Origin of the sequence: Rhodoluna miladensis (SeqCode) (genome assembly GCF_965234705.1) — a bacterium.
GTDB classification, from domain to species: domain Bacteria; phylum Actinomycetota; class Actinomycetes; order Actinomycetales; family Microbacteriaceae; genus Rhodoluna; species Rhodoluna miladensis.
This window is the reverse complement of record NZ_OZ248465.1, coordinates 683,921-705,539: the sequence shown is the minus strand read 5'-3', so window position 1 is coordinate 705,539 and position 21,619 is coordinate 683,921. Positions and strand designations below refer to the sequence as shown.

Here is a 21,619-nt window from a genome sequence, read left to right as displayed (position 1 = left end):
CAGGTGGCCAATGTAGTGGTCGGTGTGACCGGCGGAATAGCTGCATATAAGTCCGCTCCTTTGATACGTCTGTTCTCTGAAGCTGGCCATTCAGTCCAAGTTGTAGCCACTAACAACGCCTTCAAGTTCATCGGTAAAACTACCCTTGAGGCGCTATCGGGAAATCCAGTTTCGATTGTTGATCCAGATCTTTTCACCGACGTCGACCAGGTAAAGCATATTGCTTTGGCAAAATCTGCCGAACTTATAGTTATAGCTCCTGCGACGGCGTCATTTATTGCAAAGATGACTTCCGGAATTGCAGATGATCTTCTTACTACCACTGTGCTAGCAGCTACTTGCCCAGTGGTAGTGGCCCCGGCCATGCACACGGAGATGTGGGAGAACAAAGCAACCACAGCGAACATCGAAACGCTTACACTTCGAGGCATTACCATCGTGTGGCCTGCGGTTGGAAGACTCACGGGTGAAGATTCCGGAGCAGGAAGACTCGCAGAACCAGAAGAGATTTTTGAAACATCATTGGCTGCACTTGGTGGACCGCTGAGTGGAAAACGTGTACTTGTCACCGCTGGTGGAACTAGGGAACCAATTGATGCGGCAAGGTTTATCGGAAACTTCTCGTCTGGTAAGCAGGGAGTAGCTTTTGCTCGTGCGGCGAAACTGCTCGGTGCCGATGTTGAACTAATAGCAGCCAACATCGACGATTCCCTTACTTCTGGACTAAAAACAATCAATGTGGGTTCAGCCTTGGAGCTATCCCAAGCCCTGGAGGCAAAGTTTGGAAGCTATGACATCTTGGTTATGGCAGCAGCAGTTGCCGATTACAAACCAATTGAATCAACTGCCACAAAACTAAAGCGCTCCGAGCTGGGGGAGGAGCTTAATCTTTCGCTGGTTGCAAATCCTGACATTCTCGCTGAGACCGTCAAGAAATTAAGAATCTCAGCTACAAAGGCTGTAGTTGTTGGTTTCGCAGCAGAAGCAAGTGACGATCTGGAGTCATTTGCAAAAATCAAGCTCACCGCTAAAGGATGCGATTACTTGCTAGCAAACGACATTAGCGATGGCAAGGTCTTTGGCAAGGATCACACGGAGCTTGTGCTGGTTTCACAATTAGGGTCAAAAAGCTTCCAGGGTTCAAAGCAGTCAGTTGCTAAGGATGTTTTGTCCTTGATAGCAAGTAACATGGAATAATTATGAGCACACTGAGACAGTTCACCTCCGAGTCCGTCACGGAAGGTCACCCTGACAAGATTTGTGACCAAATTTCGGACGCAATTCTTGATGCAATGCTGGCCCAAGACAAGGACGCTCGCGTTGCTGTAGAAACAATGGTGACTACCGGTTTAGTGCATGTCGCAGGTGAAGTCTCAACATCCGGCTACGTGGAGATCCCCTCAATTGTTAGAGAAACTGTTCTAGCTATCGGATACAACTCTTCAAAGATTGGCTTCGATGGAAAAAGTTGCGGAGTATCTGTTTCGATAGGTCAACAGTCACCTGATATTGCCCAGGGGGTTGACTCTGGATTTGAGGTACGCTCACAAGGCTCTACAGATCGGTTTGAAGCTCAGGGGGCTGGGGATCAAGGCATCATGTTCGGATACGCCAGCAACGAGACTCCTACGTACATGCCAACAGCAATCGCTCTTTCGCACCGCCTAGCGGAAAAACTCGCCAGTGTTCGAAAATCCGGTGAAGTGGCATTTCTTCGTCCAGATGGGAAAACTCAAGTCACAGTAGGTTTCGATGGTTCAACGCCAAAGACTATTGAAGCCGTTGTTGTCTCAAGTCAGCACGATGATGGTGTTTCCCAAGACGATATTCACGAGGCCATTAGGACTCATGTGATTAATCCGATTCTTGAGCAATCTGGTCTTGATTTCTCAAAGGCAAAGTTCTTCATAAACCCAACGGGAAAGTTTGTGGTCGGTGGACCTCAGGGAGATGCCGGCCTAACGGGAAGAAAGATTATTGTTGACACCTACGGTGGAGCTGCAAGACACGGAGGGGGCGCTTTCAGTGGGAAAGATCCATCCAAAGTTGACCGCTCTGCCGCCTATGCGATGCGGTGGGTTGCCAAGAACGTGGTTGCATCTGGAGCTGCCGATAGAGCAGAAGTTCAAGTTGCCTATGCAATTGGCGTGGCGAACCCGGTGGGAATCTATCTTGAAACTTTTGGCACCGAAAAGGTTGAAACTTCACTGATTGAAAAAGCAATTAGAGACATTTTTGACCTCAGACCCCGTGCAATCGTTGAACAGTTAGACCTATTACGACCTATCTACTCAAAAACCGCCGCATATGGTCATTTCGGAAGGGAACTGCCGGAATTCGGCTGGGAGAAACTCGATCGCGTCGATGCGTTGCGATCCGCACTGAAGCTCTAAATGCCAAAGATAGCGAAGCTGGCTATCCAGTCAAATCTTCCACAGCTTGACCGGCTGTTCGACTACCTTGTGCCAGACAATCTCGCTCAGCAAGCGGAAATTGGTTCTCGAGTCAAAGTCATATTTGGAAGATCTAAAAAACCTCTTGATGCATTCATAGTTGAATTCCCAAAAGAGTCGGAGTTTTCAGGCCGGCTCAGTGAGGTTCTTGATGTTGTTGGTCCTTCGAAAACACTCACAGCAAACGTTTTTAAATTATGCCAGCAGTTAGCAGAGCGATCAGCTTCTACTCTTGGTGATGTTCTAAAACTCGCGATTCCACCTCATATGCCTAAGGCTTTCGCACAACATCTTCAGGCTGTTGCCAAAGGTGAGATGCCCAATTCGTTCCCTGCTGGTTCTCTTGGTGATGAGACGGAGGCACTTCTTGCCGCCGGGCAAAGATCTTTTGTTCTGGCAGAGCCCCGTCAAGTAGAGCTTGTCCTCGGTCAAGGTGATCCCGAAACTCCGGCTTGGGTTCGAACCTTCGTTTTGCTTGCGGGTGCGAATCTGCAGCTAGGCAAGTCAACTTTGATTCTCGTACCTGATTACCGGGAGCATGAAGTAATCATGCAGGGACTGGCTATCTCGGGACTATCGGATTACGTTGCCAACTATTCACAGGAACAAGTTAAATCAAAGCAGTACTTAGGCTTCCTAAGTGCACTTGCGGAAGAGCCTCGAATTGTAGTCGGGTCTCGGGCCGCGGCGTTTGCCCCGGCTCACAACCTTGGCAGCATTCTGGTTTTTGATGAAGCTGACCGAAGTTTTTCTGATCCCTCGTCGCCCTATCTTAACACACGCGATGTTGCACTGGTGCGTCAATCGATCGAACACTGCTCCCTGGTCTTTGCTTCACACTCAATCTCAAGTGACATGAAACGGCTAATTGACTCTGGATTTCTCACGGATAGAACTAGGCCATTTGCCACCCCGCGAATTTCCAATTCTGAACCAGGACTGAGAGTTGATTCACACGCCTATTCAGCAATCAAGGCTGGTTTAGAACTTGGCCCAGTTCTGGTGCAAGTTTCTTCATTAGGTGATAGCACTGCGATGTACTGCAAGTCTTGCGATGAACCGGCTAGGTGTGGTGAGTGCCAGGGGCCGCTATGGATCGATTCTTCAGGAGCTAAGAAGTGTCGGTGGTGCAATGCATTCCAAATCAACTACAGGTGTTCTTGCGGCGGTTCAGATCTCACCCTTGGAAGGGCTGGAGCTACTCGAACTGCCGCGGAGCTTGGCCGTGCTTTCCCTTCTGCGCGGGTAATTGAATCAACGGGTCAAGTTCGTACCACCAGCATTGCTCGAGGCCGCACTCTCGTGGTTGCAACAGCTGGTGCCGAACCTTATGTAGCAGGTGGTTACAGCGCCGTCGTGCTTCTCGATGCCAAGGTGGCTCTTTCGAAACAGAACCTCCGTGCTCAGGAAGAAGCAGTGCGCGCTTGGTCTAACGCGGTTGCAAAATCCGGGCCTAAAGCCCCGAGTGTTCTTGTTGGAGTGTCAGGAGAGTTATCTCAACTGTTTTCACTTTGGAACCACCAGAAGATTGCCGAGAAAGAGTACAAGTCCCGACAGGAACTCAGTCTTCCTCCAGCTCTTCGGCTGGGAAGTATAACTGCAGAGATTTCACTTCTTTCGGAGCTTTCCGACATTCTCGCTAAGGAACCTACCGTTGTAAGAATTGGGCCGGCTCCGTTGGAGGTTAGTTCTACTGGACAGCAATGGAGATTGATATTCAAATACCCATATTCGCTCGGTCTACAACTCGCGAAGTTGCTCAAGGTTGAAGTGGCGCTAATCAGCGCAGGAAAGCTTCGAACCTCAAGTTCAGGCAGAAGCGCCAGGGCTATTACCGTGAAGATGAACGACTCTGAAGTAGTCTGATTTTGGAGATCACTTGAGAATTATTTTTGCGGGTACGCCAGCCAATGCGGCCAAAACCTTAGAAGCACTTCTGGAAGCCAATCATGAAGTGGTTGGTGTGCTGACACGAATTGATGCACCTACTGGGAGAAGTGGAACGCTGACCGAATCTGATGTAGCGCTCGTTGCTAGCGAACACGGATTGCCTTTACACAAGTCAAATCTTCCTGACTCACGTACAAGCGAATGGCTTGCTGGTTTGGAACCAGATCTAGGAATCATTGTTGCCTACGGCTCTATTCTCAAACGGAATCTGCTAGAGATACCAGCTCATGGTTGGCTAAACGTTCACTACTCACTACTGCCAAAACACCCAGGGGCATCTCCGGTGCAGCAAGCGCTGCTGGAAGGAGAATCAACAACTGGCGTCACGGTTTTCCAACTCGATGAAGGGGTGGACAGTGGACCTATTGTTGCGCAGGCAACAGTTGAAATCGCGCCTGATGCGACTGCGGGTTCAGTTCTTGAGGGCTTAACTCTTGTGGGTTCAGATCTTTTGATAGACACATTGGCAAACCTTGAGAGCCATCTCGGGGCAAAAATCACACAGGACAGAGTTTCAAAGCATCCCGTGACTCGCAAAATTTCGCGCGCAATGGCGAAAATCGAGTTCGGTACTCCAGCTTCAAAGATTGTGAACTTGGTTCGGGCCATGAACCCTGAGCCAGTTGCTTGGTTCGAATTTGAATCGCAACCCATTCGTGTCTTGGAATCTGCCATCTCGGAGATCGCAGGTTTGCCAGTGGGTGTGGCTTCCTTAGTTGAGGGCGAACTTCTCGTTGGTTCGTTAGATATGGCAGTCGTTCTAAGAACAGTACAACCTGCTGGCAAGAAGCCGATGGCGGGAGCCGATTGGTTCAGAGGACTGCGTCGAGATTCGTTGACGCTAACGTGAGTAGAGAAGTTGCTTTTGATCTTCTCAACAGAGTTCAATCCGATGACGCCTATGCAAACCTGCTATTGCCAACGCTCATCTCCAGGGCGAAGCTCGACTCTCGCGACGCGGCGTTTGTCCAAGAGCTAGCATTTGGAACAATTCGGAACTGGTTGTTATACGAGAAGATCATCGAAGCAGCTTCTTCAAGAAAGATCGATGACATCGAGACAGATGCTCAAATTGTCATGGTGCTAGGAGTGCATCAGCTTCTAGAAATGAGGGTGCCTACGCATGCTGCAATTAATGAGAGCGTCAATCTAGCCAAAGCAAAAGCGAGTAAGGGCTCTGTAGGGTTCGTAAATGCAGTGCTTCGGAAGATCGCCCTAAAGGATATAGACGATTGGATCGACTCTGTGACGAAGGGTCTGTCTGAATTGGATTCTCTTTCAATTCAGCATTCTCACCCAATTTGGATTGTGCAGGCGTTCAAAGCCGCTCTTGCTTCCCGTGGTATGGAGGGACAGTTGGAGGATCTGTTGGCTAGCAATAATTTGGCGCCCAAGGTTTCACTTGCTGCTTTACCTGGCTTTTGCACCCCCGATGACTTTGACAAAGAGCAACAAGCTCAAAATAGATCACCAATTGGAGTGGAGATTTCCGGGAATCCCGCAAACATTGAACTGGTGAATAGGGGATTTGCTCGAGTCCAAGATCAAGGCTCTCAGTTGGTCACGCTTGCTCTAGTTGCAGCCCCAGTTGAAGTAGCTGACGATAACTGGCTTGACATGTGCGCTGGGCCAGGCGGCAAAGCAGCAATCCTTGCCGCCTTGTCTTTAGAGTCAGGTCAGAGATTTGTCTCTAATGAAGTTTCGGATCACAGGGCGAAGCTTGTGAGCAACGCACTTAAGCCCCTGGGTGATTTTGAAGTATTGACTTCAGACGGACGAAGTCTTGGACAAGGGGCACAAAAGTTCTCAAGAATTTTGCTTGATGCACCCTGCACAGGACTTGGGGCTCTAAGACGTAGGCCTGAATCGAGGTGGCGAAGAAGTACCGATGATTTAGTTGATCTATTGAAGCTGCAACGTGAATTGATTCAAAGCGCCTGGGACGCGCTTAAGCCTGGAGGGGTGTTGGGGTACGTGACTTGCTCTCCCCATCTTTCTGAAACCACCGGTCAAGTAGCTTGGGCCGAGGGAAGATTCAAGGGAGAACTTGAGTTAATCAATGCAAACGCAATCCTGAATTCAATAAGCCCCTCTCTTAATTTGGACGAGTCTCTTCGCACCACACAACTTTGGCCTCATGTTCATGGCACAGATGCCATGTTTCTTGCTTTATTGCGTAAGTCGATAAACTGAACTAATGAAGGCCCGAATAGCTCCTAGTATTCTGAGTGCTGATTTTGCGAATCTCGAAGCCGAACTTGCAACAATTAGCCATGCAGACCTGATTCACGTTGACGTCATGGACGGGCATTTCGTGCCGAACCTGACACTTGGAGTTCCCATAGTCAAGAGAATCTCAGAGGTCACTAGTGTTCCACTGGATGTTCACTTGATGATTGAGGCACCCGAGAAGTGGGTCAGTCAGTATGCGCAGTACGCAGGTTCGGTGACTTTCCACTATGAGGCAGCCACTGATCCTAGATTGGCGATCTCGGAGATTCGCAAGGCCGGAGCAAAAGCAGCCATGTCCATTAAGCCCGGCACGGCATTTTCTGAGGTATCTGAACTTACGAAGGAGCTTGACATGCTGTTGATAATGACTGTTGAGCCTGGCTTTGGGGGTCAGTCGCTAATTCAAAGCACAGTGCCTAAGGTCACGGAGGCTTTTGATTACGCCACCAGTAAGGGCCTTAAACTTTCAATTCAGGTCGACGGGGGAGTCACTACGCACAACATCGCAGAACTTGCTAGTGCTGGAGCGGATACATTTGTCGCTGGAACTGCAGTGTTTCAAGCGCCTAATCGAAACTTTGAGATTGACCGGCTCAGGTCCCTTGCCATTACGCTTTAAGGCATGGCCACTTTTTACCAACTTTTTGAAACCCTTAGCGACCGTTCTGCTTCGATGCCTGAAGGTTCCCGCACAGCTGAGCTTTTAGCTATGGGCACCCACGCTATTGGTAAGAAGATTGTCGAGGAAGCTTCAGAGGTTTGGATGGCTGCTGAGCACGAGAGTAAGCAAGCTACAACTGCCGAGATTGCTCAGTTGATTTACCACTTACAGGTGCTCATGATCGATAGGGGCATTTCTATGGAAGAGCTTGAAGGGGAACTTTAGATGCTACGGGTAGCAGTACCGAATAAGGGAGTGCTTTCAGAGGCCGCAATCAGCATGCTTAAAGAGGCTGGCTATGTTGTTCGCAGAGACCCAAAAGATCTGCATGTTATTGATAAAACTGCAGGTATTGAGTTTTTCTACCTAAGACCAAGAGATATAGCCACTTACGTCGGTTCTGGTTCGTTAGATGCTGGATTTACCGGAATGGATCTACTGGTTGACTCTGAATCGAGTGCGAAGTCAATTGCATCTCTAGGTTTTGGAGCGTCAACACTTCGATTTGCAGGTCCCATAGGAAGATTTCTAGACGTCGCCGAGCTAGAAGGGCGTTCGGTAGCTACCGCATATCCAAATCTTGTCAAGAACTACCTTCAGACAAAAGGCGTCAATGCGAAAGTCATAACTCTTGACGGAGCTGTTGAGGTCGCGGTTCGTCTTGGTGTCGCGGAAGCTGTAGCCGATGTTGTCTCTACCGGAAGCACATTGAGACAAGCAGGACTAGAGGTTTTCGGCCCGGTTATCTTGGAAAGCGAAGCCCAGTTGATTGTCGCGCTTGGCAAGGACTCCCATTGCGAAGGCTTACTTCAAAGACTTGAAGGCGTTCGAGTAGCGAGGGAGTACGTGATTTTTGATTACGACTGCCCAATTGATTTAGTCGAATCGGCTTCAAAGGTGACCCCTGGTATCGAGTCTCCAACTATTTCTCCACTAAGAGATCAAAACTGGGTGGCAATACGCTCTCTAGTCAAGGCAGCCGAAACCAACGAAAAGATGGACGAGCTTTACAAACTCGGAGCTAGGGCTATTTTGGTTAGCGCTATCCATGCCGCGAGAATCTAATGCCTTTAAGAACGAGGATAATTCCCTGTCTTGACGTTGCCGGAGGTCGCGTAGTAAAAGGGGTCAACTTCGAGAATCTTGTTGATGCGGGAGATCCAGTCGATCTTGCATACAGATACTACCTAGAAGGTGCTGACGAGATAACGTTTCTGGATGTCAATGCGTCGAAAGAGGGCAGGGGAGCAGTTCTTGACCTGGTTCGAAGAACTGCAGAAAAAGTCTTCATCCCTCTAACAGTGGGCGGAGGTATCCGCTCAGTCGATGACGTATCAGCAGCTTTAGAGGCAGGTGCCGATAAAGTCTCCATCGCCTCAGCCGCAGTTTCAAGGCCAAATCTTATCTCTGAGGTATCGAATCAGTTTGGATCACAAGTACTTGTGGTTTCGCTTGATCTGAAGCGAAAAGATTCCATGGCAAGCGGTTACACTGTCACAAGTCACGGAGGTAGCGTTGACGAAAATATTGATGCAGTCAGTTGGATTAATCAAGTTCAGGATCTAGGCGCTGGGGAGTTGTTGGTCAACAGTATCGATGCCGATGGAACTGGCGAAGGTTTTGACCTACTTCTCCTAGAGAAGGTTTTATCCATCGCACGTGTTCCTGTAGTTGCATCAGGCGGAGCAGGGTCCATGGAAGATTTTCTGGAAGCGGCTGAAAGCGGAGTCGATGCAATACTGGCCGCCTCAGTTTTTCATCGCGAGATTGTCTCGATTGCCCAAGTCAAGACATACCTGGCTAGTGCTGGAGTCTTGGTTAGGGCATTGGTATGAAGATCGCGGATTTGAAGTTTGACAGTGCCGGATTGATTCCGGCGATAGTACAGAGTGCTTCAGATAACAAAGTACTGATGGTTGCCTACATGTCACTCGAAAGTCTCGAGCTTTCCCTAGCTTTAGGGCAGACACATTTTTTCTCGCGTTCTCGAGGACAGCTGTGGCACAAGGGGGCAACTTCAGGAAACACTCAGAGAATAGTTTCTATACTCTCGGACTGCGACGGCGATTCGCTTCTCGTGCTTGTTGAAGCGGATGGTGCCGCTTGCCACACGGGTGAGCGCAGTTGTTTTGACAATTACGAACCACTGGAGCAAAAGTGATCTCGAAGAGTGAGTTCTTAGAGCTTGCCAAGTCCTATCAGATAATCCCGATTGTGGACTCGGTGTTTTCTGGCACAGAAACACCATTGACAATCTTTGAAAAGCTGGCATCTTCGAAGCCCGGTAGTTTCTTGTTGGAATCTGCCGAAGCAGGAGTTTGGTCAAGGTATAGCTTCATCGGGGTAGAAAACTATGGATTCCTGGTTTCTTCAGATAGCGCAGTGAAATGGAAAGCCCTTGAAGGCAACTCGCCTGTGCCTTTTGATGGGAAAAGCCTCGACGGCTTGTCGGAGCTTGAAGCATTGGAGCTTATGCAAGACAGCTGGAAAGCGGCTACTGTTGCCGGACTTCCACCGCTAGTTTCTGGCTTAGTCGGACTTTTAGGTTGGGACACAGTCCATCAGATTGAGCGACTTGGGTCTCGTAAATCCAAGGAGCTTAAAGTCCCTGATATGGCTATGGCCGTCATCAGAGACTTGGTTGTTGTTGATCACCAGGAATCTTCTCTCAAGCTGGTTTCAAACGTCTACTTGGGGCAAGGTCGAAACCCTGAATCCGAATATGAGCTTGCTATTGAACGAATTAGGGAGATGAAGAACCAGTTGTTGAAACCAACTGTGCCATTCATCGCAGATGTGAACTTACAGATTGAACCTGACTTTTCTCGCCGGACAAGTGATCTTGAGTTCTTCGAACTTGTAAACAAAGCCAAACAGCATGTAGTTGCTGGGGATGTTTTCCAAGTTGTGATTTCTCAGCGCTTTGATACCAAGGTTTCCGCATCACCGTTGGACGTGTACCGAATGCTTAGAGCAATAAATCCAAGTCCATACATGTACCTACTCAATTTCTTTGATGAGGATGGACCTTTTTCCGTGGTTGGTTCGTCACCTGAGGCATTGGTTCGAGTAAAGGCAGGTTCAGCAGTGCTTCATCCGATCGCCGGATCAAGGCCCCGTGGGACAGACGTCGAAGCCGACACTGCCCTTGCGGAGGAACTGCTTGGTGACGCGAAGGAAAAAGCCGAACACCTTATGCTTGTTGACCTCGCAAGAAACGATTTACTCAAGGTTTGCGATTCGAGTTCAGTAAATGTCACAGAGTTTATGACTGTTGAGCGCTATAGCCACATCATGCATCTTGTTTCAACAGTGGAAGGCGTTCTTCGTGAAGGGGTGTCTGCCGTTGACGTGGTGCGAGCAACATTCCCCGCCGGGACATTATCTGGCGCCCCCAAGCCACGTGCTTTGGAAATCATCGAACAGCTCGAGCCAACCAATAGAGGATTATTCGGGGGAGTAGTTGGTTACTTTGATTTCGCCGGCAATGCCGATCTTGCAATTGCCATTAGAACTGCAGTGATTCGAAATGGGGTTGCTCACGTCCAAGCAGGCGCTGGAATTGTTTTGGACAGTGTTCCAGAGCTTGAGAATCAAGAAACCCTAAACAAGGCCTCCGCGCCGTTGAGGGCAATTCAAGCGGCCAACACCATGAAGAGGCATCGGCTATGAATTCAAAGCGTGTCACAATCGCATGGCTTGTAAGCATTCTGTTGTTATTTGTTTTTGCTGGACTCAGTTGGCTTGATCTTGGACTTACTCCAGAAGCGGGTGCGCAGAAATTCGAAATTTCTGGATACCAAGTGTTTCCAATAATCTCGGCACTGTTGCTACTCCAGGGAGCCGCATTGCTCTCTTCTGTCTTGACACCGGTAGCTGTAGGCAGGGCAATTTCGGGATTGATGGTACCGATTATGGTCGCGCATGCAATCTTTGTTGTTGTTGGTTTGCAGTCGAATCTGCAGAATGCAGTCGCGGTTCAGATCAGTGAAATCACAGGGGTTGCTGGAATTGCAAGCCAGGCTGAGTTCGTCGAATTTGCTGGGGACACTTTTCTATGGGTTGGGTACCTACTTTCTATAGCCGTGAACCTGGCCGTTTTGCTAACAAAGGCCGTTTCAAAAGCTCAGATGTCTAAAACAAGACATAACAGGGAAGAAATCATCGATGAGCTAGATCTGTGGGAGACACAGAAGTAGCAACTGATTTGGTAAAGTACTTAGCAAGAGGAGATTTTATGTCTGAGAACCACATTGAGCCAGGCCACGGGGATTCCGTAGCAGCATGGACCACAGTGATCATCGTTATTGTCGCCTTTGCTTTTGGCACTCTATTTTTCTGGTTGAACAACCCCGCTTTGGTTTGGGGCTCAGCAGCCCTTGCAGTTGCAGGGGTGGGAATAGGTCTCTTCCTCAAGAAAGCTGGCTACGGGGTCGGCGGATCAAAGTCTAAGCACTAAGTGCTTCAGTCACTTTACGCGGGCGCGATTGCCGACGCAAATACCCGTCAAGAACTAGTATCTCTTTCCGAGATTGAACAGTTAGCTTCGAAATCCAAACCAGCGCTGGATGCAATCGCTCATTTGGGTTCGGGGAAGTTTGTTAAGGTAATCGCAGAGATTAAGCGCGCGAGTCCATCCAAGGGACACCTGGCAACTATTGCTGATCCCGGCGCACTAGCTAGCGTTTACGAATCTGCAGGAGCCTCGGCAATTAGTGTTTTGACGGAACAGCGATCGTTTCTAGGCAGCCTGCAGGATTTTGATGAGGTTCGTGCTGCGGTATCGCTGCCGCTATTGCGCAAGGATTTCATAGCCAACGAGTATCAAGTGTTTGAAGCGCGGGCTCACGGAGCGGACATTATTCTTCTTATTGCTGCAGGGATCGATCCTGCGGACCTAATTAGACTCAAGGCACTTATTGAATCTCTTGGGATGACCGCGTTTATTGAAACCCACAATCGAGACGAAGTGGAATTTGCCGCATCAATTGGTGCCAAGTTAGTGGGAGTCAATGCTCGAGACCTCACAACGTTCGAGACCGATCGAAACCTGTTTGAGCAGCTAGTTCACGTTCTGCCTGGAGATTGCATCAAAGTTGCCGAGTCGGCTGTTCGTGGAGTGGCGGATGTCGAGGCATACGCTGCCGCCGGCGCGGACTGTGTTCTGGTTGGAGAGGCGCTGGTCACTGGGGATGCCGAGGATCTGGTCGGGGCATTTTCTAGAATTGCCAAGGCTTAGACTTTTAGGATGGCGCAGAAACTCTCAGAGCAAGTTGGCCCCTACTTCGGGGACTTCGGTGGCAGATTTGTGCCTGAATCACTCATCGGTGCACTGGATGAGCTTGACGAAACCTATCAACATGCCAAATCTGACCCGTCGTTTATTGCGGAGCTTGCAAACTTACACAAGACCTACACGGGCAGGCCTTCGATAATCACGGAAGCTCCGAAGTTCGCGGCTTCCGTCGGGGACATCAGAGTATTTCTAAAGCGAGAAGATCTCAATCACACCGGCTCGCACAAGATCAACAACGTCCTTGGGCAAGCACTGCTGGCAAAGCGCATGGGTAAAACCAGAATCATTGCCGAGACCGGTGCCGGTCAGCACGGAGTAGCAAGCGCAACTGCCGCTGCATTGCTCGGGTTGGACTGCGTTGTTTACATGGGGGAAGTCGACACTATTCGCCAGGCCTTGAATGTGGCGCGTATGAGATTACTCGGAGCTGAAGTTATTCCAGTGGTGACTGGTTCAAGAACTCTAAAAGATGCCATCAATGAAGCTCTGCGCGATTGGGTTGCCAATGTTGAGAACACGCATTACTTGCTTGGCACCGTTGCCGGCCCACACCCTTTTCCAACTATGGTTAGAGACTTTCACTCTGTAATTGGTATCGAAGCTCGCCAACAGATGCTCGATCAGTTTGGTTCCTTGCCAGATGTTGTGGCCGCTTGCGTTGGTGGTGGCTCAAATGCAATTGGAATTTTTCACGCTTTCCTTGATGATCAGAACGTAAGGCTTGTTGGAATGGAGGCCGCAGGAGACGGTGTTGAAACACTTCGTCACGCGGCAACGCTCAGCATGGGTCGTCCTGGAGTCTTACATGGCGCTAAGAGTTATCTACTTCAGGATGAAGATGGTCAAACATTGGAATCGCACTCAATTTCTGCAGGGCTCGATTACCCAGGAGTTGGCCCTGAACATTCATGGCTCAAAGACATCGGGAGAGCGGAATACATCCCGATCACCGACACTGAGGCTATGGCAGCGCTGAAGTTACTCAGTCAGACCGAGGGAATTATTCCAGCGATTGAGACTGCCCATGCATTAGCTGGGGTTGAGGAACTGATGCCTTCACTAAAGCCAGGTGCAAAGATTTTGATTAACCTAAGCGGTCGTGGCGATAAGGACATGGAAACCGCAGCGAAATACTTCGGGTTGATTTGATGAGTACCACCGAGCAGACCCTTAGAGACAATCGCCAAAACGGTGGCTCACTGATTGGATATTTCCCATTGGGCTACCCAAGTTTGGAAGAATCAGTCGAAGCCGCAGTTGCTATGTGTGAAGCAGGTTGTGACGTGCTCGAACTTGGCATCCCGTATAGCGACCCTGTAATGGATGGTCTAGTAATCCAAGAGGCCACAGAAACAGCATTGGCTAATGGCTTTAAGCTCAAGGACACCTTTGCGGCTGTTAAAGCCGTTACATCGAGAGTGGACACCCCAGTATTGGTGATGACTTACTGGAATCCGGTTATGCAGTATGGGGAAGCGCGCTTTGCCAAGGACCTAGCTGCTTCGGGAGCAGCGGGAGCTATCACTCCGGATCTGATTCCCGATGAGGCAGGCAGTTGGATTAGCGCAACTGATGCTTTTGGATTGGATCGAGTATTTCTGGCCACGCCGACTTCTACAGGCAAAAGAACCCAACGAGCTTGTGATAGCTCGAAAGGCTTCGTGTATGCCGTGTCTACCATGGGTATTACTGGAGCAAGAGATGACCTTGATCAGAACGCCAAGAAGGTTGTATCGGAAGTTAGAACCCAATCACCTGAGTCAATGACAGCGGTGGGTATTGGTGTTTCAACCGCATCTCAGGTCCGAGAAATCAATGGCTACGCCGATGGTGCCATCGTTGGATCAGCTTTCGTGCGCGCTTACCAACAAGGAGGTATCGAAGCACTTCGTGCCAAGGTATCCGAACTAGCAAAGGGAAAAACTCAATGAAGAGCTTCATCCTCTTATCGATTCCTTCACCAGACGTAAGCTACATTGAGCTGGGTCCATTGAGGATTCATTTCTATGCGATGTTCATCCTTGCAGGAATCATTCTTGCCCTGATTTTGACCGAGTCAAGGTTGCGTTCAAGGGGAGCAGAGTCTGGAATTGCACTGGATATTTCCCTTTGGGCTATTCCGCTTGGAATCCTCGGTGGTCGATTTTTCCATGTGGTGACTCACCCGAATGATTACTTTTTTCCCGGCGCCGATTTGTTTGCGGTCTTCAGGATATGGGAAGGCGGGCTTGCTATATATGGAGCGTTGATTTTTGGTGCCATAGGAGCTGCTATCGGAGCTCGCGCTGCCGGGATCAAGTTCACCTCATATTTGGACGCCGTTGCACCGGGAGTTTTACTTGCTCAAGCAGTTGGACGTTGGGGGAACTATTTCAATAATGAGCTTTTTGGTACCCCCACTGATCTGCCTTGGGGTCTTGAAATTTCTAGCAGCAATCCCGCTTATCCTGCAGGTCTTCCAGAGGGAGTTTTATTCCACCCGACATTTCTTTATGAGTCGATATGGTCTTTAGCTGGTGTTGCTCTATTGCTAGCGGCCGATCAAAAGTTCAATTTGCGTTGGGGAAAAATGATGGGTCTGTACCTGGTGTACTACTCGATCGGAAGAGTCTGGATTGAGGCTATTCGTATTGACCCGAGTGAAATTTTGCTAGGTCTGCGAGTAAACATCTGGTCGGCCATCGCTGGCATCGCCCTAGGTTTGGCCATCATTGTGATCCAAGCCAAACGCCACCCCGGACTTGAAGACACCGTCTATAAGCCAGGCAAAGCACCAGCGGTTCCTGCCCCAGAGGTTGAGGACAAGCCAGTAGCTGAGGTGCAAACTGTCGAATCTGATACTCCATACGATGAGGGCAATAAGCTAGTATCGGATAAGTAGCCCCACAGGGCCCCCAAATGGCATCAAAAGTGCCTTTCTTCCAGTTTTCTTGATAACTGTCGTACGGGCCAGCGTTGTCCCTTCAATATTCTCGATTGGAGTGATGCATGGCTGCCGTTTCCCCGTTTGAACGCTTTGGCACTTTTCCGCGCTCTGGTCTTTACAAGCAAGAATCCGAGAAGGACGCTTGCGGTTTGGCTATGGTTGCCACACTTAGGGGAACCGCTGGTTATGACATCATCGAAACCGCACTCAATGCTCTCCGCAATCTAGAGCACCGCGGAGCTATTGGCTCTGATGCTGGAACTGGTGATGGGGCAGGAATCTTGCTGCAGGTGCCTGACGCTTTCTTTAGAGACGAACTAAAACTTGCGCTTCCCGCTCCAGGCGAATTTGGAGTCGGTCTTGTATTCGAATCAACGGATGCAGGCGAGCGTAGTTTAGAGCGAGCGAAGTTCGCAGAAATTGCCTCTCAGGAACAACTAACTGTTCTGCAGTGGCGAGATGTGCCAACAAACCCAGATGTTTTGGGCGATCTGGCAAAAGCCGCCATGCCATTCATTGGTCAAGTCTTTGTTGGGAGCACCTCCGGTGCGAGGCAGCTAGATCTTGAACGTGCGCTCTTTAGGCTACGCAAGCGAAGCGAACGTGAGATCGGGTTGTACCACCCATCACTTTCCGCCAAGACCATCGTCTACAAGGGCATGGTCACTACTTTGCAACTTGAGCCATTCTTCCCAGATCTAAGCAATCGCTCGATGGTTTCAACTCTTGCACTGGTGCACTCAAGGTTCTCAACAAACACTTTCCCTTCCTGGCCGCTAGCGCACCCCTATCGAATGATTGCCCATAACGGTGAGATAAACACAGTTCGAGGCAATCGAAACTGGATGCGAGCTCGTGAGGCGCAACTTCAGTCAGAACTTCTAGGCGACATCGAATCTCTAAAGCCAATCATCACCCCTGGAGCTAGTGACAGCGCTTCCTTCGATGAGGTAGTTGAGCTGCTATACCTTGCAGGCAGATCTTTGCCACACGCGATGATGATGATGATTCCAGAGGCTTGGGAAAAGCACACTGCGATTGAACCTGCTCGAAAGAGTTTCTACGAATATCACTCCATGCTGATGGAGGCCTGGGACGGTCCCGCTGCAGTTATCTTTACCGATGGTTCACTCGTCGGGGCCACTCTAGACCGCAACGGTTTGCGTCCTGGGCGTTACATCATTACCGAGGATGGGTTAGTAGTCCTAGCGTCAGAAATTGGAGTCGCAGATATAGAGCCTTCAAAGATTGTTCGCAAGGGAAGGTTGCAGCCTGGAAAGATGTTCCTAGTTGACACCGCTGCAGGTCGAATCATTGAAGACGATGAAATCAAGGCGGAAATTTCTGCACAAGAACCGTGGGAAACCTGGCTCAGTGAGAACCGAATCAATCTCAGAGATCTGCCAGATCGTGAGCACATTGCACATACGACCTCCTCTGTAAACAGGCGTCAGCGTACCTTCGGATACACCGAAGAAGAACTAAAGATTCTGCTTCGACCAATGGCACTGGCTGGAGCTGAGCCACTTGGGGCGATGGGCTCAGATACTCCAATTGCAGCTATCAGCGATAGACCGAGATTGCTGTTTGACTATTTCGTCCAACAGTTCGCGCAGGTGACTAATCCGCCACTGGATGCAATCCGCGAGGAAGTAGTGACTTCTTTGAGCACTGGAATTGGTCCTGAGCGAAATCTACTCGCGGTTGGACCCACACATGCTCGTCAAGTAATCCTTGATTTCCCGGCGTTGAGTAACGACGAACTTGCCAAAATCAAGCACATAGATGAAATCCCGGGTAGCGGAGAAGCGTTCGTTGTTCAAGGTCTCTATAGAGTTGCCGATGGAGCGGAAGCTCTCGAAGAGCGACTAGCGAAGATTTGTGAAGAAGTAGATACAGCCATCAACGAAGGCATTACCTACTTGATCTTGTCGGATCGAAATTCAAACAGGGATTTAGCACCGATTCCTTCGCTGTTGCTTACCTCTTCGGTTCATCACCATTTGATACGAACTGGTCGCCGAACCATGGTTGGGCTTGTTGTTGAGGCTGGTGATGTTCGCGAAGTTCACCACGTTGCTGCATTGGTTGGTTACGGAGCAGCAGCAGTGAATCCATACCTAGCTCTCGAATCCGTTGAGCTTATGGTCAAGGACGGGACTTTGGAAGGCATCAGCTTCGAGCAAGCCGCCGGCAATCTTATAAAGTCCCTTGGCAAGGGCGTTTTGAAGATCATGTCGAAAATGGGAATCTCCACAGTTTCTTCCTACAGCGGAGCTCAGTGCTTTGAAGCCATCGGTTTGAACCCTGAAGTAATTGATAAGTACTTCACTGGCACGATTTCTCAACTTGGTGGTATCGGCATCGAGGTGCTGCATCAGGAAATTGCTTCAAGACACTCCAGCGCTTACCCAGTCGAGCGAGCAGTGAACATTCATCGGAACCTCGAAGTTGGAGGGGAGTACCAGTGGCGTCGTGAGGGTCCACCGCATCTTTTCAATCCCGAAACCGTATTTAAGCTGCAGCATTCAACACGTTCAAAGCGCTACGACATCTTCAAGCAGTACACCAAGTCAGTAGATGATCAGGCAGAGCGTCTTATGACACTTCGTGGCCTCTTCGAATTCAAAACTGACGTCAGACCAGCTGTGCCGATCGAGGAAGTCGAACCGGTAAGCGAGATCGTCAAACGGTTCTCTACTGGAGCCATGAGCTACGGTTCAATTTCTCAAGAAGCTCACGAGACTCTAGCTATTGCGATGAATCGTTTAGGAGCTAAATCAAATACCGGAGAAGGTGGAGAGGATCTAGAGAGACTTCTTGACCCAGAACGCCGAAGTGCCATTAAACAGGTTGCCTCTGGGCGTTTTGGTGTGACAAGCATGTACCTCTCGAATGCCGACGACATTCAGATAAAGATGGCACAGGGAGCAAAGCCTGGTGAAGGTGGCCAGCTCGCAGCAAACAAGATCTACCCGTGGATTGCTAAGACTCGGCATTCCACTCCCGGTGTTGGACTAATTTCTCCGCCACCTCATCACGACATCTATTCAATTGAGGATCTAAAGCAACTGATTTTTGATCTAAAGCGCGCTAACTCTTCCGCTCGTGTTCACGTAAAACTGGTAAGCCAGGTCGGAATCGGCACCGTTGCTGCAGGTGTGGCCAAAGCTAAAGCGGATGTGATCTTAGTTTCTGGTCACGATGGTGGAACTGGAGCTTCTCCACTGAACTCTCTAAAGCACGCCGGTACCCCTTGGGAGCTCGGCCTTGCAGAAACGCAGCAAACGTTGATGCTGAACGGTTTGCGCGATCGCGTATCTGTTCAGGTTGATGGCCAGATGAAAACAGGTAAGGACGTTATTGTTGCAGCTCTACTTGGTGCCGAAGAGTTCGGTTTCGCCACAGCGCCTTTGGTTGTATCGGGTTGTATCTTGATGAGGGTTTGCCACCTCGACACTTGCCCCGTTGGCGTTGCAACACAAAATCCTTTGCTTAGGGAAAGATTCAGTGGAAAGCCAGAGTTTGTTGTCAATTTCTTTGAGTTCCTAGCTGAAGAGGTCAGAGAGATTCTGGCCACCCTTGGATTCCGTTCTCTCGACGAGGCTATTGGTCAAACAGATCTTCTTGATGTCAACCGTGCGGTGTCTCACTGGAAGGCTGATGGTCTAGATCTAACACCGATTCTGCAGGGTTCAGGAATGGGAGTAAACGCTCCTAAGCGTCGCTTCACCTCTCAGAATCATGAACTTGAGAAGCATTTTGATCACAAATTGATCTCAGTGTCTGAAAAAGCTCTTGAAGATGCACAGCCAGTGCTCATCGAGCTACCTATTCGAAACACTGAGCAGGCTGTTGGAACCATGCTTGGACACGAGATTACCAAGCGATTTGGCGCAGAAGGTCTCGCTGATTCAACCATTCAGGTCACACTTACTGGATCCGCTGGACAATCCTTTGGCGCATTTGTGCCTAGGGGTTTGAAGTTGATTCTGGTCGGTGACTCAAACGATTACGTTGGCAAGGGCCTTAGTGGCGGAACCATCGTAGTTAGACCTGATGAAACTTCCGGGTTCACAGCCGAAGAAAACATCATCGCCGGCAACGTCATTGGCTACGGAGCTACCAGCGGAAACATGTACCTGTCAGGAATAGTAGGGGAGCGATTCCTAGTTCGAAATTCCGGTGCTACGGCTGTAGTTGAGGGGGTTGGAGATCACGCGCTGGAATACATGACTGGTGGGCGTGCAGTAATTCTTGGACGTACCGGTAGAAACTTCGGTGCCGGTATGAGTGGTGGCTATGCCTTTGTCCACAAACTGCGCACAGAGCTAGTGAACCCCGAAGCTTTGAAAGCAGATGACTTGCGGGTGCTACCGCTGGATGATGTCCTTGCTAAGGAGCTGAAACAGTTGATAACTACGCACGAGCTCGAAACGAGATCCTTGCTCGCGAAGCGCTTACTTGAGAACTTTGAAGACGAAAAGCAAAATTTCTCTGTTGTGATGCCAACTGATTTCGCAAGTGTTAGTCAAATTCGTTCGTCTGCGGCTGAAAAGGGACTTGACCCTGACGGTGACATAGTTTGGAAGCAGATACTGGAGGCCACAAGTGGCTGACCCAAGAGGATTTCTAAAGACAACTGAGCGCAAGACTGCCGAGCGCAGACCAGTTCCAGTTCGAATCATGGACTGGAAGGAAGTTTACGAGCGCAGAAACTCTGAAGTTGTTCAAAACCAGGCTGGAAGATGCATGGACTGTGGAGTTCCGTTTTGTCACCACGGTTGCCCACTTGGAAACCTGATTCCGGAATGGAATGACGCGGTTTGGCGCAAGGACGGCAAAAACGCAATCGAGCGCCTTCACGCAACCAACAATTTCCCAGAATTCACCGGAAGATTATGTCCGGCCCCTTGTGAATCAAGCTGTGTGCTGGCAATCAACCAACCAGCGGTCACAATCAAAGAAATTGAAGTATCAATCATCGATGACGCCTTCGATAATGGCTGGGTTCAAGTTCACGCACCTGAACGCCTGACTGGAAAAACCGTCGCCGTTGTTGGCTCAGGGCCAGCAGGTCTTGCCGCTGCTCAGCAACTTGCCCGAGCGGGTCATACCGTTGCTGTTTTCGAGAAAGACGACCGGGTCGGTGGCCTACTTCGCTACGGAATCCCTGACTTCAAGATGGAAAAACAGCACATCGATCGACGCATGGCTCAGCTTGAAGCTGAGGGTGTGCGTTTTCGCGTGGGAGTTGAAATCGGCAAAGACATCTCCTGGGTGGATGTTCGTCGAAGATATGACGCGGTACTAATCGCAACCGGTGCATCATTGCCTCGAGATCTTCAAGTTCCAGGACGCGATCTAGAGGGCGTTCACTTCGCCATGGAGTACTTGACTCAAGCCAATCGCGCTGTAGCTGGCCTAACCGTTGCAGATCAAGTTAGCGCCGAAGGCAAACGTGTCGTGATTCTCGGCGGTGGTGATACTGGAGCCGACTGTTTAGGAACTGCAACCAGGCAAGGTGCAATTAGCGTCACTACGTTGGCTATTGGACAGAGGCCTCCAGAGAGTAGATCAGACTCTCAACCTTGGCCAACTTTTCCTAATCTGTATGAGATCAGTAGCGCTCATGAGGAATTTGGAGAGCGGAAGTACCTGTCATCAACTGTTGAATTCATAGGTAAAGAAGGAAAAGTTTCTGGAATTAGAATCGCTGACACATCTTTTGTTGAAGGCAAGCGAGTACCTACCCCTGGAACAGAGCGAGTGATTGAAGCAGATTTGGTGCTGTTAGCTCTTGGTTTTAGCGGTCCTGAAGTAGAACCAGCCGTTTCAGAGATTGAAATTGCATTGGATTCGCAGAGCAATTTTGCAAGAATGGACAACTTTGGAACTGAACTTGAAGGAGTCTTCGTTGCGGGGGATGCTGGTCGCGGACAATCCCTTATCGTGTGGGCCATTGCTGAAGGTCGCGCTGCTGCCGCTAGCATTGATATGTTCCTTGAAGGAACCACTGAATTGCCTTCACCGGTGAAGGCCTCTGACCAGCCGATATCGGTTTACAGCTAACAAAGAGAATCAACTAGAGAATATAGGAC

General features: G+C 49.7%; 19 protein-coding genes. All 19 read left to right on the top strand.

All coding sequences use genetic code 11. From position 1 onward, the window contains the following. Positions 1 to 3 precede the first annotated feature (3 nt). The 19 genes from coaBC (at position 4) to AC8GDC_RS03410 (ending at position 21,590) form a co-directional block, all read left to right on the top strand. A complete protein-coding gene (coaBC, locus tag AC8GDC_RS03500; RefSeq protein WP_506557291.1) occupies positions 4 to 1,197 on the top strand; it encodes a bifunctional phosphopantothenoylcysteine decarboxylase/phosphopantothenate--cysteine ligase CoaBC in 1,194 nt (397 codons plus the stop codon). A 2-nt stretch (positions 1,198 to 1,199) separates the two neighbouring features. After that, entirely contained in the window at positions 1,200 to 2,393 is a 1,194-nt protein-coding gene (gene metK / locus AC8GDC_RS03495) for a methionine adenosyltransferase (protein WP_506557290.1), read from the top strand. After that, the gene (locus AC8GDC_RS03490) at positions 2,394 to 4,319 is read left to right on the top strand and encodes a primosomal protein N' family DNA-binding protein (protein WP_506557289.1); all 1,926 of its coding nucleotides are present in this window, start codon (positions 2,394 to 2,396) and stop codon (positions 4,317 to 4,319) included. A 13-nt stretch (positions 4,320 to 4,332) separates the two neighbouring features. Then, complete coding sequence (gene fmt, locus AC8GDC_RS03485) at positions 4,333 to 5,253, top strand: methionyl-tRNA formyltransferase (protein WP_506557288.1); 921 nt, start codon at positions 4,333 to 4,335, stop codon at positions 5,251 to 5,253. After that, positions 5,250 to 6,596: an RsmB/NOP family class I SAM-dependent RNA methyltransferase gene (locus tag AC8GDC_RS03480; protein WP_506557287.1), complete on the top strand. Its 1,347-nt coding sequence runs from the start codon at positions 5,250 to 5,252 to the stop codon at positions 6,594 to 6,596. The genes fmt and AC8GDC_RS03480 overlap by 4 nt, the downstream gene beginning before the upstream one ends. Positions 6,597 to 6,600: 4 nt before the next feature. Continuing rightward, positions 6,601 to 7,254, top strand: coding sequence for a ribulose-phosphate 3-epimerase (gene rpe / locus AC8GDC_RS03475; RefSeq protein WP_506557286.1), 654 nt, complete (start codon positions 6,601 to 6,603; stop codon positions 7,252 to 7,254). 3 nt (positions 7,255 to 7,257) lie between these two features. After that, on the top strand, positions 7,258 to 7,521 hold the full coding sequence (locus tag AC8GDC_RS03470) for a phosphoribosyl-ATP diphosphatase (RefSeq protein ID WP_506557285.1): 264 nt from the start codon (positions 7,258 to 7,260) through the stop codon (positions 7,519 to 7,521). Beyond that, positions 7,522 to 8,361, top strand: coding sequence for an ATP phosphoribosyltransferase (gene hisG, locus AC8GDC_RS03465; RefSeq protein ID WP_506557284.1), 840 nt, complete (start codon positions 7,522 to 7,524; stop codon positions 8,359 to 8,361). Beyond that, positions 8,361 to 9,131 (top strand): imidazole glycerol phosphate synthase subunit HisF, encoded by a 771-nt coding sequence (hisF, locus tag AC8GDC_RS03460; protein WP_506557283.1) that lies wholly within the window; start codon positions 8,361 to 8,363, stop codon positions 9,129 to 9,131. Before hisG ends, hisF begins: the two co-directional genes overlap by 1 nt. After that, positions 9,128 to 9,457, top strand: coding sequence for a phosphoribosyl-AMP cyclohydrolase (gene hisI / locus AC8GDC_RS03455; protein WP_506557282.1), 330 nt, complete (start codon positions 9,128 to 9,130; stop codon positions 9,455 to 9,457). Before hisF ends, hisI begins: the two co-directional genes overlap by 4 nt. Then, positions 9,454 to 10,968, top strand: a complete 1,515-nt coding sequence (gene trpE / locus AC8GDC_RS03450) for an anthranilate synthase component I (RefSeq protein WP_506557281.1) — start codon at positions 9,454 to 9,456, stop codon at positions 10,966 to 10,968. The genes hisI and trpE overlap by 4 nt, the downstream gene beginning before the upstream one ends. Then, positions 10,965 to 11,495, top strand: a complete 531-nt coding sequence (locus AC8GDC_RS03445; RefSeq protein ID WP_506557280.1) for a hypothetical protein — start codon at positions 10,965 to 10,967, stop codon at positions 11,493 to 11,495. Before trpE ends, AC8GDC_RS03445 begins: the two co-directional genes overlap by 4 nt. Positions 11,496 to 11,533: 38 nt before the next feature. Beyond that, a complete protein-coding gene (locus AC8GDC_RS03440) occupies positions 11,534 to 11,755 on the top strand; it encodes a DUF6704 family protein (protein ID WP_506557279.1) in 222 nt (73 codons plus the stop codon). Further along, positions 11,756 to 12,535 (top strand): indole-3-glycerol phosphate synthase TrpC, encoded by a 780-nt coding sequence (trpC, locus tag AC8GDC_RS03435; protein ID WP_506557278.1) that lies wholly within the window; start codon positions 11,756 to 11,758, stop codon positions 12,533 to 12,535. A gap of 9 nt (positions 12,536 to 12,544) precedes the next feature. Then, positions 12,545 to 13,741 (top strand): tryptophan synthase subunit beta, encoded by a 1,197-nt coding sequence (gene trpB, locus AC8GDC_RS03430; protein WP_506557277.1) that lies wholly within the window; start codon positions 12,545 to 12,547, stop codon positions 13,739 to 13,741. Then, the gene (trpA, locus tag AC8GDC_RS03425) at positions 13,741 to 14,523 is read left to right on the top strand and encodes a tryptophan synthase subunit alpha (RefSeq protein WP_506557276.1); all 783 of its coding nucleotides are present in this window, start codon (positions 13,741 to 13,743) and stop codon (positions 14,521 to 14,523) included. The genes trpB and trpA overlap by 1 nt, the downstream gene beginning before the upstream one ends. Continuing rightward, positions 14,520 to 15,473: a prolipoprotein diacylglyceryl transferase gene (gene lgt, locus AC8GDC_RS03420; protein WP_506557275.1), complete on the top strand. Its 954-nt coding sequence runs from the start codon at positions 14,520 to 14,522 to the stop codon at positions 15,471 to 15,473. The genes trpA and lgt overlap by 4 nt, the downstream gene beginning before the upstream one ends. A gap of 107 nt (positions 15,474 to 15,580) precedes the next feature. After that, positions 15,581 to 20,137, top strand: coding sequence for a glutamate synthase large subunit (gene gltB, locus AC8GDC_RS03415; RefSeq protein ID WP_506557274.1), 4,557 nt, complete (start codon positions 15,581 to 15,583; stop codon positions 20,135 to 20,137). Beyond that, positions 20,130 to 21,590, top strand: coding sequence for a glutamate synthase subunit beta (locus AC8GDC_RS03410; RefSeq protein WP_506557273.1), 1,461 nt, complete (start codon positions 20,130 to 20,132; stop codon positions 21,588 to 21,590). The genes gltB and AC8GDC_RS03410 overlap by 8 nt, the downstream gene beginning before the upstream one ends. Positions 21,591 to 21,619: the final 29 nt, after the last annotated feature.